This is a genomic window from Mycobacterium sp. (assembly GCF_040398885.1).
Classification (GTDB): domain Bacteria; phylum Actinomycetota; class Actinomycetes; order Mycobacteriales; family Mycobacteriaceae; genus Mycobacterium.
In genome coordinates this window covers 1-14,240 of sequence record NZ_JBBATF010000078.1, presented here as the reverse complement: position 1 = coordinate 14,240, position 14,240 = coordinate 1, and the positions used below count along the sequence as shown (strand labels likewise).

Below are 14,240 nucleotides of genomic sequence, written 5' to 3'. Positions count from 1 at the left end.
CAAACAACAAACAAAAACCACCAAACACACTATTGAGTTCTCAAACAACACACCCGGCATCTCAGCCCGCGCGAACAGGCCCGCGGCAATGCCGCGTGCTCGTCGTGCGGACAGTGGTAACGCCCCGAAGTCCGGAGACATTCCCTGGAGATGCCGTCGCGCTCTGCGGCCGAGCCGCGTCGCAACGACTTCACAAAGTTACGTCAGGGGCCCACCCGAGGTCAAATCCCCTGAGCAACAAGATCGTTTGACCTTCGTCACACGGTGTTCACCCGCTGCACCCCGGCGATGTTCCGCTTGCCGCGGCGCAGCACGAGCCAGCGTCCGTGCAGGAAGTGTGACGGAGTGGCCACCCAGTCCTCGGTGTCGACGCGCACGTTGTTCACCGATACGCCGCCCTCGGCGATGGTGCGGCGGGCCGCACCCTTGCTGGCCGACAGCCCGGTCGCCACCAGTAGGTCGACGATGCCGTCCGGGCCGCCCGGACGCAGCTGCGCCACCGACGTCTCGCTGAGCGCGGCCGCCAGGGTGGCCTCGTCCAGCCGGTCCAGTTCACCGCGGCCGAAGAGCGCCTGCGACGCGTGCTCGACCGCATCGGTCGCGGCCGCACCGTGCACCAGCGTGGTCAGTTCACGGGCCAGCCGGCGCTGCCCCGCCCGCTCGTGGGGCCGGGAAGCCGTGGCCTCCTCCAACTCGGCGAGCTCGCCGGGGGACAGGAAGGTGAACCACCGCAGATACCGGATTACGTCGGCGTCGGCGGTGTTGACGAAGTACTGGTACCAGGCGTACGGACTGGTCATCTCCGGGTCCAGCCACAGACTGCCGCCCCCGGTGGACTTCCCGAACTTGGTGCCGTCGGCCGAGGTCACCAGGGGCACCGTCAGCGCGTGGACGGTGGCGCCGAGCTTCTGCCGGACCAGCCGGACCCCGGCGATGATGTTTCCCCACTGATCCGAACCGCCGATCTGCAGCGTGCAGCCGTGCCGCTGGTGCAGTTCCACGTAGTCGTTGGCCTGCAGCAGCATGTAGCTGAACTCGGTGTAGGAGATGCCCTCGCCGTCGAGGCGGCGGCGGATGGTGTCGCGGTCGAGCATGACGTTGACCGAGAAGTGCTTTCCGACGTCGCGCAGGAACTCGATCGCCCCCATGGGCCGGGTCCAGGTCAGGTTGTTCTCGACGATCGCACCGGTGCTGGAGGACTCGAAGTCGACGAACCGCTCCAGTTGGGCGCGGATGCGCTCGGACCACTGCGCGACGGTGTCGTCGGCGTTGAGGGTGCGCTCCCCGGAGTCGCGCGGATCACCGATGAGACCCGTCGCGCCGCCGGCGAGGACGATCGGGCGGTGGCCGGCGCGCTGGAACCGCTGCAGTGTGAGCAGCGGCACCAGGTTTCCGGCGTGCAGGCTGGGCGCGGTCGGGTCGAATCCGCAGTACACCGTCATCGGTGGTCGGGAGGCCGCCGCGGCGAGCGCGTCGATGTCGGTGGACTGTGCGATGAGCTCACGCCAGCCCAATTCTTCGAGGATCGTCGTGCTCATGCGGTGATCCTCTCGCATGGACGGTGTCTCAGTCGCTCGCACCCGGCTGTGGCGCGCGCGGACTGCGCCGGTAGGCCGACACCTCCGGTCGCCCGGGAATCCAGAACCGCCACGCCCGGTCGGCGCTGCGACTGACGCCGACGCGCGGTCCCGCCTCGGCCTCGGCGGGCGCACCCAGTCGGACGGTGACCGGCGAGCGTGCGTCGAAGACCTCGAGCCCGTTGTCGCCCATGCCGATGGCCAATGCCGAGCAGAGATTGCCCGGGCCGCGCGCGAGTGCCGCCGGGCCGACGGCCGCACCGCGCCGGGACTGGGCGGCGCCCAGGCCGGACTCGACGGCCGCGGCCCGCAGCAGAACCGCCCCGGCCTTGCCGTCCGGCCCGCAGGAGACGTTGGCGCACACGTGGATTCCGTGACTGCGGTAGGTGTAGAGCCGTCCGGGCGGTCCGAACATGACGGCGTTGCGGACGCTCGGACCGCGGAAGGAGTGCGCGGCGGCATCGGGCCAGGGCTCGTCGGGTGGGCCGCCGTAGGCCTCGACCTCCACGATCAACGCGCTGACACCACGGGCGGTGATGACCGCACCGAGCAGCCGGTGCGCGGCCGCCACCGGATCGAGGTCCAACGGGGTGCCGCTCATGCGCCGGGTCTCATGGCCCGGGTTTGTCCGTCACCCGGATGCCGACATCGCGGCCGAGGCAATCGGCGGCGGCCATCCCGGACAGCGCGACCATCGGCAGTCCCCCGCCGGGGTGCGCGCTGCCGGACGCGAGGTAGACCCCGCGGAGGCCGGGCACCCGGTTGGGCGGGCGCCGGAACGCGGCGAAGCGGTCATTGCTGGCCGCGCCGTAGATGGCCCCGCGGCTGCCGGGGAACTCCGCGGCCAGTTCGGCCGGCGTGCGGCGCCAGACCATCGCATCACGCTCGGCCCACAATCCGGCCGCCCGGATCCGCTGCTGCACCGCGGACTCCAGGGCGGACCAGACCTGCGGGTCCCGGGACCCCGACGCCGGTTCGGCCGGCGCGTTGGCCATGACGAACACCTGCTCGGCATCGGCCCAGCCGGGTATGCCGTGACAGCGTTCCTGGGCACAGAGGTAGACCGTCGGGGCCGCCGGCGGGCGATCGCGGTCGAAGATGTCGGCGAACTCCGCGTCGTAATCCTCGGGGAAGAGCACCTCGTGGGGCAGCCGGTCGGACCGCCGGGCCGCGCGCAGCGCGCCGGTCCAGCCGGACATCGAGGGAGCCCCCGCGGCGGGCAGGTGGCGTGCGGCGTCCGGCAGGCCGGCGGCCCGCAGCATTCCCACGTCGGCGTTGACCACCACGGCCCGGCCGCGCCGACGTCCGCCGCCGGCCAGCTCAACGCCGACCGCCGCACCGCCGTCGAGCAGGACCCGATCAACCGGGGCGCCGCATTCGATGACCCCGCCCCGCGCCACGACGGCGTCGGCGAGCGCCTCCACCAGCGCGGTCACACCCCCCCGCACGCCATAGCCGCCGAGCGAAAGTTCAACATGGGCAATGCAATTCAGTGTGGCCGGAGCCCGCCGGGGGTCACTGCCGTTGTACGTGGCGTAGCGCCGAAGCAGCATCCGCAGGTGCGGCTCGCGGACGTGGCGGTCGATGCCGGCGGCCATGCTGCGCAGCGGGTCGACCGCCAGCAGCGCCCGGGGATGGCGCACCGCCAGGCCGGCCATCCCCGCCCAGGTCGGAGCCGGGCCGCGGACGAAATGCGGCGCGGCGGCGTCCCATATCCGGCGGCTGTAACCGAGGAAGGCGGCCAGTTCGGCTTCGGCGGGCGCGCCGAGAGCCGACCGGACCCGGGCCAGGGTGTCGTGCGGGTCACGGGCCACTTCGAGCACGCAGCCGTCGGCGTAGCGGTAACGGAAGCCCGGGTCGAGGCACCGCAGTTCGACGACGTCGTCGAGGCGCAGACCGGCCCGGGCGAACAGTTCGGCGAACACCTCGGGCAGCGTCAAAACGCTGGGACCGGTTTCGATCCGGACGCCGTCGACCTCGACGACGCCGGCCTTGCCGCCCGGCCGCGGGCCCGCCTCCAGGATCCGCACCGGCAGACCGCGGGCGGTCAGGCTCAACGCGGCGGCAAGTCCGCCGATCCCGGCGCCGACCACGAGGACCTCGGCGCCCTCACCGGCCACGGGTTCCCCGCTCGCCCAAAAGCCGCAACATCCGCGACCCCACGCCGTCCTGGGCACTGGAGCGCGGCGGCCCGACCAGTGCGGGGAAGCCGGGCAACGGGTCCCGGGGGTGGCGGCGGGCGCGACCGCCGTCGGTCGCCGCGATGACGGCGGCGTCGATCTCGGCGAGCCCGTCCAGCAGGGTGCGCTCCACGGCGGGCAGCAGCGCCGCTCCCCCGGACTCGCCGACGAAGGCCCCGCCCGGCATCGGAGCGGAGAACCGGACGATCGCAGCCGGACGGTCGCGCTCCAGGAAGACGTAGTCGATGCTGACCCCGACGACGTCAACCGGGTTGTGCGCGTGCATGATTCGCAGTCCCGGCTTGAGATCCAGTGGCCGCAGGTGCGCCGGGCGCTGGCGCCCCTGCGGGAACATCCAGATGCTGCGGCCGGGACGGTCGAGCAGAGCGGCGGAGTATTCCAGGCACGCCCGGCTGCGTTCCCGGCTGCTGCGGTCCAGTGGCAGGGCGCCGACCCAGCCGAAGAACGGAAGCCGGCGCAGGTTCTCGGCGTCCATGACGGCCCATCCCACGCCGCCGAGTTCCTCGTCGAGAACCAGTAGCAGCAGCACGTCCCACCAGGAGACATGGTTGGCGGCGAAGATCAGCGGGCGGGCGGCCAGCGCGGCCCGGGCCTCGTCGAGCCCGCTCACCCACAACCCGTCGAGGCGACGGGACACCCGGCGCCGGGCGTAGCCGCGGGCGAAGCCGAGGAACCGCGGCCGCCGCGCGTCCCCCGCCAGCACCCGTGCCCGACGGTCGGCGCCCGCGTTCACGCGGCCTCCCGTCGGGCGCGGGCGGGATAGGAACGACCCCGCCAGCGGATGTCGCCGCGGCGACTCCACCGGAAGCTCTCGACCAGGACTCCCATCATCGCGCACACGGCCAGCGGGTGCAGCAGCACGGAAAGCAGGCTGTGCCGGTAGCGAAGCGCCATGATCAGCCGGAGTGCGACGTTGGCGGCCACCCCGATCGCAGCGGCGACGGCCACCGGCCAGGCGCCCAGCAGCAGCGCCACCGGCAGGGCGATGTAGGGCACGACGAAGAACACCAGGTGCAGCGCCAGTACGAGCAGCAGCGCCAGTGGGTGTCCGCCGATGCCCTCGTAGAAGTTCTTGGCGAATCCCCGCCACAGCGATGCCGCGTCGGGGTACATCCGGCAGGCCGCCATCTCGTGGCCGTCGGCGAAGACGACACGCCTGCCGCTGCTTTTGATTTCGCGGCACAGGGCCATGTCGTCGACCAGCGCGGTGCGCACCCGCGTCCACCCGCCGACCGCCTCCAGCGCGCCGCGGCGCACCAGCAGGAGTTGGCCGTTGGCGGCCAGCACGCGGGCATCGCGGGTGCGGTGGACCAGCGGCATCGGCAGCCAGGCGACGTAGGACAGGTGCAGCAGCGGAATCATCATCTGCTCGACGAAGCCGCCGGCGCGCTGCCGGGGAACGGCGGTGACCAGCGCCGCGCCGAGGCCGCCGGGCACCTCCTCCGGCGTGCCCAGCAGCGACAGCATGCGCAGCACGCCGTCGGGGTGCAGGGTGACGTCGGCGTCGACGTTCAGCAGCAGTTCGCCCGCGGCGTGCCCGCTGAGACGGTGCAGCGCGTGCGGCTTGCCGACCCAGCCGGCCGGAAGCGCCTCGCCGGTGATCACCCGCAGTCGCGGCACATCGGCCTGCAACCGGGCCAGCACCTCACCGGTGCCGTCGGTGGAGCCGTCGTCGTAGACGAGGATCTCGGTGATCGGGCCGCGGGCGGCGGCGGCGGCGCGAACGCACCGTTCGATGTTGGCGGCCTCGTCGCGGGCCGGGATCAGAATGCTCACCCCGCCGGGCGCGGCCGCGGCGGCGGCCGGCACAGCGCGGCCGCGGGTCCAGAACGCGGCGTTGAAAAGCACCAACCCGAGCGACGCGAGCGGCGGAAGCGCCAGCATCGCCGCCAGCAACTGGACACCGGGCCGGTCCGGGCTCATGCCCGCACGCCTCCGGACCTGCTGAGCAATCGCCCCCAGCGGCCTGCGCTGTCGCCGGAGAACAGCGGCAGCCACATCGAGTTGGGGCCGTCGGCCCGGTGCACCCGCATCCGCACCAGCGGGCGCAGCAGATCGGTGTCCACCCGGTCGGGTACGAGATGCTCCCCGATGCCGTGGGCCTCGTCATCGCCGCAGCGTCCGCTCAGGAGGTAGCGCTGATAGAACGGTCCGTTGTCCAGAAGGGCGCTGATCCGGACCCGGACCTGCCGGCCGTCGGGGTCGGGGAAGGCGGCACTGGTGGGCCACCGCAATCCCCACGGACTGCGGCGCAACCGGCCGATCTCCAGCCCGGCGTCCTCGCAGACGCGTGTCGAACCGTCCGCCGAGAGTTCGACGACGAGGTCGCGCGCCGCCGCCCCCGGCTCCGAAGGGGTCAGCCGGTAGAAGATCAGATCGCGCCCCGGCAATGCGAGTCGGCCCCACCACCAACTCTGGATTCCCAGGCAGTGCAGCGGCCGTGCGGCGCTGTTGCGGTCGTGGTAGCCGCGGCCCCTGATGCTGAATTCGCCTTCGGGAGTTCGCAACTCGAGTCCGCCCGGGGTGGCGGCCAGCATCGGGGTCCACAGGTGCGGGTCACGCTCGGCGTCACCTCCGTCCGGCGCCGAGTCGCGGCGCAGCGCCCCGGAGAGCCACAGCCGTCCGGTCACCCGGCCGCCGGTGGGCAGCGCCAGGTCGATGTCGCCCCGCAGCGTACGGGTGATCGAAGCGCCGTCCGGGCCCGGCTCGTCGGCCCAACCGAAGACGCAGTCGCCGAGACGCCAGGATCGACCGTCCGGACCCCAGGAGCACTGCCCGGCGGGCAGTTCGGAGAGCAGATAGAACCGTTCGCGGCCGTCGCCGTAGACGACGACGTTGACGCTGGGGCGGCTGACCGGGAGTTCGGGCTGACCGGCCCGGGCCGCGCCGGCGTAGCCCGGCAGGAACGGCAGTCCCCAGGACCAGATGACCGTCGCGCCCCGGCCCCGATCGTCGACGAGATCGACGTAGAACCAGCTGAAACCGCCCGGGCAGTTCAGGACGGCCGGGTCCGGAGCGCGATCGGCGGAGCACAGCGCGAGCAGGAGACCTCCCCAAGTCGATCACTGTCCGGAATGGTTGGCGCCGGCCCCATGGGTGCAGCGGCAGGCGTAGTGTCCGGCCAGGCCCCTGGTGCCGGGGTCTAGGCTAGCCGCCGCCGGTGGGGGTCATCAGCCGCTGGTGCTCCTCGGGCCCGATGTCGACGGCCTCGTGGACCAACAGCACCGGGATGCCGTCCTCGATGCGGTAGGCCTTGCGCAGGCGCGGGTTGTACAGCCTGTCCTCGACGAACAGCAGCGGACCCCGATCGGCGGGGCACACCAGGATTTCGAGTAGTTGCGGGTCCACGGGGGCTCTAGGGCGTCGGCGGCATGGGCGGCATGGGCGGCATGGGCGCCGGGGCGGGGGCCGGCGGCGTCGCGACGACACTGATGGGGGCGCCCGGCCCGGGCGCCGACCCGGCGCCCGTCGCCGCGCCGCCCTGGGACTGCCCGCTGGTGAGGATGTCGGTCTGGGCCTTGAGCTTCTGCTGGTAGGCGATGGTGTCCTTGAGGGCGTCGATCAACGGGAGCTGGTTGGGCCGGTACTTCATGGCGACCTGCAACTCGTCGAGGTACTGCTTGGACGGCTTGTAGCCCATCGCCCGGAGCTTGAGCGACACCTTGAGCAGGTTGGAGAGCTGGCCGCCGCCGACGCCCGTGGCGTATTCGTCGGCGAGCTGGTCGAGGACGTCGCCGGCGGCCGCGGTGGCGCCGGCCGTCGGGGAGGCGCCCGCGGCCGCGCCACCCTCGAGGGCGACGGTGGGCTTGGGCGTCGTCTTGGTCACCGCACTGGGGGTGGTGACCGGTGACGGTGACGGTGACGCTGAGGGGTCGGCGTGGGTGATTCCGACCGAGCCGAGGGCCAGGCCGGCGGCGACCGCGACTCCGGCGGCGGTGCTCACCCCGCGGCGCCAGCCGGCGAGTTTCCCGGTCATCGCTCTCCTCTGCATCAGACGGTGCCAAGACTACAGACCGGTCAGTCGGCGGCCCTGGCGAGTTCGCTGCGGGCGGCAGCCGTCAACCGCTTGTAACCTCCTGTATCGGGGTCCAGGTACCAGCTGTTACGGCCGGCTTTGGGCAGACCGGCCGCCCGCAGCGCGGACACCACCGGGCGGTAGGACGCGCTGACCGCCAGTTGCGCAACCACGTGGACCACGTCCGGCGCGAGACCGGCGGGCATGGTGGAAACGGCCTCGGCGATGTCGGCCGCCGTGACACTCATTCCCGGTCGCAGAGTCAACGCGGTGACCGCCCGGGTTCCCGCGGGAGTCTGCACCCCGTACGTCACCGCGAGGTCGACCGCCGAGATCGCCCCGATGGCGTCGGTGATCGGCGCCGGGAACACCACACCCCGGGGGGTGCGCAGCAGGCCAGAACGGTTGCCCAGCAGCCAGAAGTCGCCGTCGCCGTCGCGGTAGAACACGTACTCCGTGGAGATCCAGATGTCGCCGGCGGCGAACACGCCGCGCTTGATCGCCGCCGTCGGGTCGATCGGGCCCCAGGGCCTGGCCAGCAGCACCCCGATCTGGTCGCGGCCGGCGACCCGGACGAACCCGCGGTCGTCTTCCAGGATCAGGTCGGAGTCGGGGTCGTAGGCGCCCAGTTCCACCTCGCCGCCGCCCGGCAGTGGCCGGCCCTCGCTCCCCACCTTCGTCCCGGCGACGTTGGCCAGCACGGCCTGGCCGTCGGAGGTCGCGAAGAACTCCACGATCCGGGCCGGGGCGAACACCTCGAGGATTCGCTGCCACAGTCCGGTGGGCATACCCGATCCCATGAACAACCGGATGGGGTTGTTGCCGGCCATCGAGAAGTTCGGGTCGTCGACGACCTCCCGCAGCATGGACCAGGTGTAGGTGACCACGGTCACGCCGTAGTGGCGGACCTCGTCGAGGAACCGCTCCGGGGCCAGACCCCGGGACAGCGCGATCCGCGACCCCGCGACCACCGAACCGCCCAGGGAGACCAGCAGGCCGGCCTGGTTGTGCAACGGGGTCAGGCAGTAGACGGTGTCGCTGCGGGACAGCGACGCGGCCGAGGCGGTGCCGAACGCCGACAGCGCCCACCGGTAGTTGGTGATCTGCTTGGGCACCAGTTCCCCGCCGCCGACGGCGTTGAACACCACGAAGGCGACGTCGCGCGCGTAGGACGGGTTTGGCCGGTACCACCCCGGCAACTCCACTGAGTCGGGGTCGATCCGTTCCATGTCGACGACGCCGCTGCCCGCGGGCAGGTCCAGGCTTCGGCTCTCGCCGCCGCCGAGCACCAGGACCTGGACCGGCAGCTTCTCGGCCGCACCGAGATTGGCCGGGTCGGTGATGACGTCGGTGACGCCGCCGAGCCGGGCCGCCTGCTCCAGGTCGGCGTCGGGCGGCATCAGGACGGCGACGGCCCCGAGCCGCGACAGCGCCGCGATGGCGACCAGCGCGGAGGGCCGGGTGTCCATCAGCACCCCAACCCGGCTGCCCTGGCGCACCCCGACCTCGATCAGGCCGCGCACCACGTTGTCGACACGGCGGTCGACCGCCTCGTAGGTGTGCACCCGGCCGTCGAAGAGCAGGAACTCGCCGTCCGGCGCCTCCTCGGCCTGCTCTCCGATGACGCGGCCCAACGAGATCCGGGTGTGGTCGTTGATGTGCCCGAGGCGGACCAGGCGCGGCAGCGTGCGCGCGGTCTCGACGGCCAGGGTCCGCACCGAGTTGTTGGCGGCCACCACCGCGTCGGCCGCGCCCTTGGCAACCGAGAGGGCGAGTTCGGAGGCTTCCGCCATGCCGAGCATGAGCCGCGAACTCAGTGGCACGCCCGAAGAGTCGGGCGAGGGCGCCGGGACGTCTTTCATCAGTTCGATGTTGCCCGGGCGCGGCTCGCGGCCGGACACCCACAGCACCCAGTCGGCCACCGTCGGCCAGGTGTTGGCCGCGGCCTTGGAGCCGACCACCAAACCGAAGTGGCCGGCCCGGATCATCACCTCGTAGACGTCGGCGTTGGGGGCGGCCCGCTTGATGCCGCGCACCGCCGCCGGCTGGCCGATGTCGTCGACCTCCCCGACGAACGCCAGCACCGGGCAGGTGATGTCGGACAGCGTCACCAGCTGTCCCCGGATGGCGAAGCCGCCGGTCATCATCCGGTTGTGGGTGACGAACTGCTTGAGCAGCTCGGCGACCGCCGGACCCGACCAGGCGATCCAGCCCTCCCGGTCCAGGAAGCGCCGCTGCTGCTCGCGAGGCAGCAGGGATTCCCGGTCGTGCAGTTGCAACAGGAAATCCAGGCGCGACTTGGCGGTCTTGACCGGGTCGAGCATCTGGAAGCCGGCGCGGGCCATCCAGCCGGGGATGTCGATGCGGTTGAACACGTGGTCGGCGAGGAAGTCGGCCACTCCCACCGCGAGGTTGGCGGGCAGACCGCCGGGCAGCCCGGCCAGGCTGTCCACCGGAGAGCCGAACGCCACGATGCTGGCGACGTCCTGGGATCGGCGGAAGGCGGCGGTCTGGTAGCAGAACATGCCGCCCTGCGAGTAGCCCGCCAGGTGCACGCTCTGTCCGGTGGCGTCCCGGACCGTGTCGATGGCCTGGCTCAGCGCGACGATGTGGTCGGTCAGGGTGCGCTCCATGCCGCCCTCGACCTCATCCGGCGACCCGTAGTCGATCACCCAGGTGTCCAGGCCCGCCGCGTGCAGGATGCCGACCGCGCCGTCGTCCCGGGTGACGTCCCACATGTTCGCCGACACCATCATCGGATGAACCATCAGCACCGGCGGTCCGACCTCGGCCATGCCGGGCCGGTTGTCCGGCGGGAAGTAACGCCGGAGCTTGTACATGGCGGTGCTCTCGACGATCTGGAACGGCGACGGCACCACGCCGGTGTCCAGGCCGCCGAACCGTGCCACCTCGTAGCCGTTCTGTGCGGTGGCCACCAACCGCTCAAGCGGTTTCGTGAGTGCCGAGAACCTCAGATCCACCATTGCTCCTGCCGAACCCTCGCCGCCGGCCGTCCTCCCCGACAGCGCTTCTCATTCTGGCACACCGGGCATGCCGTCAACGAACCCGTCGGTGCCCACAGCCTGCTCGTTTGGCGATCAGTAAGGTCTCTCCGGTGGCGCATCTGCTCGGTGGCGAGTCCCTCGGTCTGAGGTACCCGACGCAGGTGGTCTTCGACGGCGTCACCGTCGGGGTCAACGACGGGGACCGGATCGGGATCGTGGGCCGCAACGGCGAAGGGAAATCCAGCCTGCTGGGCCTGCTCACCGGACGGATCGAACCGGACTCCGGGCGGGTCGCCCGCCGCGGCGGTCTGCGGGTGACCTCCCTGGAGCAGGAGGACACCCTCGATCCGGCCGGTTCGGTCGGCGCCGCCCTGGTCGGTGACCGGCCCGAGCACGAGTGGGCGGGCGATCCGCGGGTGCGCGACGTGGTGGCCGGCCTGGTGTCCGACCTCGACTGGAACGCGGCGGCCGGGACGCTGTCCGGCGGTCAGCGCCGCCGGGTTCAGTTGGCCGCGTTGCTGATCGGCGAGTGGGACGTGATCGCACTCGACGAACCCACCAACCACCTGGACGTGGAGGGCATCACCTGGCTGGCCGCCCACCTGCAGTCGCGCTGGGCGCGCAATTCCGGCGGACTTTTGGTGGTCACCCACGACCGCTGGTTCCTCGATGAGGTCGCCACCACGACCTGGGAGGTCCACGCCACCGGCAACGGGAGCGTCGTGGAACCCTTCGACGGCGGGTACGCCGCCTACGTTCTGCAGCGCGTCGAACGGGACCGGATCGCGGCGGCCACCGAGGCCAAGCGGCAGAACCTGATGCGCAAGGAGTTGGCCTGGCTGCGCCGCGGCGCCCCGGCCCGTACCTCCAAGCCGAAGTTCCGCATCGAGGCGGCCAACCAGCTCATCGCCGAGGTGCCGCCGATCCGCAACACCGTGGAGTTGGCGAAACTGGCCACCGCGCGACTGGGCAAGGACGTCATCGACCTGCTGGACGTGTCGGTGTCCTTCGGCGGCCGGCCGGTGCTGCGCGACGTCGAGTGGCGGATCGCCCCCGGCGAGCGCACCGGCATCGTCGGCGCCAACGGGGCCGGCAAGTCCACCCTGCTGGGCCTCATCGCCGGCACCGTCGTTCCCGACAGCGGCCGGGTCAAGCGCGGCAAGACGGTTCGGCTGGCCGTGCTTGATCAGCAGGCCGGCATCCTGACCGAGATCGCCGGGGATCTGGTGCGCGATGTGCTGGCCCGGCTGCAGACCACCTATCAGGTCGACGGCAAGGATCTGACTCCGGCACAACTGTTGGAGCGCTTGGGTTTTCGCCGCGACCAACTCTCGGCGCGGGTGGGCGATCTGTCCGGCGGCCAGCGCCGCCGGCTGCAACTGATGCTCACCCTGCTGGCCGAACCGAATGTGCTGATCCTCGACGAGCCGACCAACGACGTCGACATCGACATGCTCTCGGCCACCGAGGATCTGCTGGATTCGTGGCCCGGCACCTTGATCGTGGTCTCCCACGACCGGTACCTGCTCGAGCGGGTCACCGATCAGCAGTACGCGATCCTCGACGGCCACCTGCGGCACCTGCCCGGCGGCGTCGAGGAGTATCTGCGGATCTCGGCGCGCCGGGAACCTACGAAGGCGACAGCGGCGCGCGCCGAACCAGCAGGACTCTCCGGTGCCGATTTGCGCGCTCTCCAGAAGGAGGTGTCCGCACTGGACCGGGCGCTGTCGAAACTGGCCGGCCGGGTCGACGCCAAGCACGTCGAACTCGCCGAGCACGACCAGGCCGATCACGCCGGGCTCGCAGCGCTCACTGCGGAGTTGCGCTCGCTGGAGGCACTGCTAGCCGAGACTGAGACGCGATGGCTGGAATGCTCGGAGCTGCTTGAGTCAGGTGGTTAGCGGGTGTCGGCGCACCAGGAGCAGGCCACTCAATGCCACCAGACCGGCGATGAGGATGCTTCTGCTGACTCCGGTGTAGTGCGCCAGCACGCCGAAGAGCAGACTCCCGCCGGCCAGCGCACCCTGCAGCACCAGTGAGTAGATCGAGTTCATCAGTCCGCGAATGTCCTCGGGTGAGGCGAACTGGATCGCGAACTGGTGCGCGATGCTCAGCAGACTCCACGTCAGGCCGAGGATGAGCAGGAATCCGGCGTCGAGCGCCATGCTGTTCCACCGGCTCACCCCGATCACGGCGAGGCCGAACAACGCCAGCGCGACGGTCGTCAGCGTGCCGAGAGACAACCGGCGGCGCAGCACCGGCATCAGCGCACCGCCGGCCGCCGTGCCGATGCCCAGCGCCGCCAGTAATCCGCCGTATCCGATCGGCCCGGTCTGGATGTTCTCCTTGGCCTCCAGTGGCAGCAGACCCATCACCGCGCCGCACGGCGCCATCAGCAGGGCGCAGCGCAGCATCGGACCGTAGAGACGTGGCGAGCGACGGATCAGTGCCCACGCCTGGCGGAGTGACCGGCGGGCGGGACCGGCCTCGCCGGAGTCGCGTCGGCCCGGGGCGTTGCGCAGCGTCGCGATCATGCCCAGCTGGGAGGCCGCGCTGGTGAACAGCACCACGGCCGGGCCGAACGCACCCATCAGATAACCGGCCAGCACCGGTCCGACCGCACGGCCGAAGTCGGTGCTCAGCGAATTGAACGAAATCGCTTCCACCAGAGAGTTTTTGGGGACAAGACCCTGGATGAACGGCTTCCAGGCGGTCTGCTGGGCCACCACCCCGATGCCGACCAGGAAGGTCATCGCCAGCAGCGACCTGGGAGTGAAGTGCAACCCATCGGCCAGTGCGATGACACCCATCAGGGTCAGCATGGCGAGCAGCCAGAACTGTGAAGCGAACAGCACGACGCGGTGCCCGAACCGGTCGGTCGCGATACCGGCCGGGATGGCGAAGAACAGGAACGGCAGGCTCATCATCGTCTGCACCAGGCTGATGAGCACCGGGCTGTCGGTCAGCGACGTCATCGTCCACGAGACGCCGAGCAACAGCATCACCAGGCAGAGATTGAAGAACAGGTTGGCGCTGAAGAAATCCCGGAAACGGCGCTGCGCGAACAGCTCGTATCCGGTCGGAGTCATGACCGCAGCCCCGTGCGCAGCCCGTCGGCCTTCTCGCGCAGCCGCTCCAGTTGCACCGCCACCTGTTGCGGCGCGGTGCCGCCGCGGGCGTTGCGGGCGGCCACCGATCCGGTGACCGTCAACACCTCGCGGACCTCGGGCGTGAGTTGCGGGCTGATCCCGGCGAGTTCGCCGTCGGTCAGTTCCTCGAGTCCGACACCGCGGCTCTCCGCGACCCGGACCGCCGCCCCGGCCGCCTCGTGCGCCACCCGGAACGGCACGCCCTTGCGCACCAGCCACTCGGCGATATCGGTGGCCAGCGTGTAGCCGGCCGGGGCCAGCGCCGCCATCCGGTCGGTATCGAACCGCAGGGT

The 14,240-nt window shown here is 71.2% G+C and carries 11 protein-coding genes and 1 pseudogene; 1 reads left to right on the top strand and 11 read right to left on the bottom strand.

The features are described from left to right. Window positions 1-257: 257 nt before the first annotated feature. From tyrS to ADBZ5U_RS09055, 9 genes are all read right to left on the bottom strand, one after another. Entirely contained in the window at window positions 258-1,538 is a 1,281-nt protein-coding gene (gene tyrS, locus ADBZ5U_RS09095; RefSeq protein ID WP_526264576.1) for a tyrosine--tRNA ligase, read from the bottom strand. Between the two features lie 28 nt (window positions 1,539-1,566). Then, window positions 1,567-2,178 carry a DNA-3-methyladenine glycosylase gene (locus ADBZ5U_RS09090; RefSeq protein ID WP_526264574.1) on the bottom strand — a complete coding sequence of 204 codons (612 nt, stop codon included), beginning with the start codon at window positions 2,176-2,178 and terminating at the stop codon, window positions 1,567-1,569. A gap of 10 nt (window positions 2,179-2,188) precedes the next feature. After that, window positions 2,189-3,697, bottom strand: coding sequence for a phytoene desaturase family protein (locus tag ADBZ5U_RS09085; RefSeq protein ID WP_526264572.1), 1,509 nt, complete (start codon window positions 3,695-3,697; stop codon window positions 2,189-2,191). Then, window positions 3,687-4,511 carry a lysophospholipid acyltransferase family protein gene (locus tag ADBZ5U_RS09080; protein WP_526264570.1) on the bottom strand — a complete coding sequence of 275 codons (825 nt, stop codon included), beginning with the start codon at window positions 4,509-4,511 and terminating at the stop codon, window positions 3,687-3,689. Before ADBZ5U_RS09080 ends, ADBZ5U_RS09085 begins: the two co-directional genes overlap by 11 nt. Continuing rightward, window positions 4,508-5,701 (bottom strand): glycosyltransferase family 2 protein, encoded by a 1,194-nt coding sequence (locus ADBZ5U_RS09075; RefSeq protein ID WP_526264568.1) that lies wholly within the window; start codon window positions 5,699-5,701, stop codon window positions 4,508-4,510. Before ADBZ5U_RS09075 ends, ADBZ5U_RS09080 begins: the two co-directional genes overlap by 4 nt. Further along, on the bottom strand, window positions 5,698-6,681 hold the full coding sequence (locus tag ADBZ5U_RS09070; protein ID WP_526264580.1) for a carotenoid 1,2-hydratase family protein: 984 nt from the start codon (window positions 6,679-6,681) through the stop codon (window positions 5,698-5,700). The genes ADBZ5U_RS09075 and ADBZ5U_RS09070 overlap by 4 nt, the downstream gene beginning before the upstream one ends. Before the next feature lie 244 nt (window positions 6,682-6,925). Then, window positions 6,926-7,126, bottom strand: a complete 201-nt coding sequence (locus ADBZ5U_RS09065) for a Trm112 family protein (protein ID WP_526264566.1) — start codon at window positions 7,124-7,126, stop codon at window positions 6,926-6,928. Between the two features lie 7 nt (window positions 7,127-7,133). After that, a complete protein-coding gene (locus ADBZ5U_RS09060; RefSeq protein WP_526264563.1) occupies window positions 7,134-7,754 on the bottom strand; it encodes a hypothetical protein in 621 nt (206 codons plus the stop codon). Between the two features lie 41 nt (window positions 7,755-7,795). Next, window positions 7,796-10,777 carry an alpha/beta fold hydrolase gene (locus ADBZ5U_RS09055; protein ID WP_526264561.1) on the bottom strand — a complete coding sequence of 994 codons (2,982 nt, stop codon included), beginning with the start codon at window positions 10,775-10,777 and terminating at the stop codon, window positions 7,796-7,798. Between the two features lie 131 nt (window positions 10,778-10,908). Here ADBZ5U_RS09055 and ADBZ5U_RS09050 point away from each other — a divergent pair, with 131 nt between their 5' ends. Then, window positions 10,909-12,699: an ABC-F family ATP-binding cassette domain-containing protein gene (locus ADBZ5U_RS09050; RefSeq protein ID WP_526264578.1), complete on the top strand. Its 1,791-nt coding sequence runs from the start codon at window positions 10,909-10,911 to the stop codon at window positions 12,697-12,699. Here the strand turns inward: ADBZ5U_RS09050 and ADBZ5U_RS09045 are convergent. Together ADBZ5U_RS09045 and ADBZ5U_RS09040 are read right to left on the bottom strand one after the other, a co-directional pair. Then, window positions 12,688-13,887 (bottom strand): MFS transporter, encoded by a 1,200-nt coding sequence (locus tag ADBZ5U_RS09045; protein WP_526264559.1) that lies wholly within the window; start codon window positions 13,885-13,887, stop codon window positions 12,688-12,690. The genes ADBZ5U_RS09050 and ADBZ5U_RS09045 overlap by 12 nt on opposite strands. Then, a pseudogene (locus tag ADBZ5U_RS09040) lies at window positions 13,884-14,240 on the bottom strand (argininosuccinate lyase); the annotation flags it as partial. The pseudogene ADBZ5U_RS09040 and the gene ADBZ5U_RS09045, both read right to left, overlap by 4 nt.

Bases quoted from the DNA above. Each gene is read 5' to 3' on its own strand.
- ADBZ5U_RS09090 (WP_526264574.1), bottom strand. From the start codon at position 2,178: ATGAGCGGCACCCCGTTGGACCTCGATCCGGTGGCGGCCGCGCACCGG.
- tyrS (WP_526264576.1), bottom strand. From the start codon at position 1,538: ATGAGCACGACGATCCTCGAAGAATTGGGCTGGCGTGAGCTCATCGCA.
- ADBZ5U_RS09045 (WP_526264559.1), bottom strand. From the start codon at position 13,887: ATGACTCCGACCGGATACGAGCTGTTCGCGCAGCGCCGTTTCCGGGAT.
- ADBZ5U_RS09060 (WP_526264563.1), bottom strand. From the start codon at position 7,754: ATGACCGGGAAACTCGCCGGCTGGCGCCGCGGGGTGAGCACCGCCGCC.
- ADBZ5U_RS09055 (WP_526264561.1), bottom strand. From the start codon at position 10,777: ATGGTGGATCTGAGGTTCTCGGCACTCACGAAACCGCTTGAGCGGTTG.
- ADBZ5U_RS09075 (WP_526264568.1), bottom strand. From the start codon at position 5,701: ATGAGCCCGGACCGGCCCGGTGTCCAGTTGCTGGCGGCGATGCTGGCG.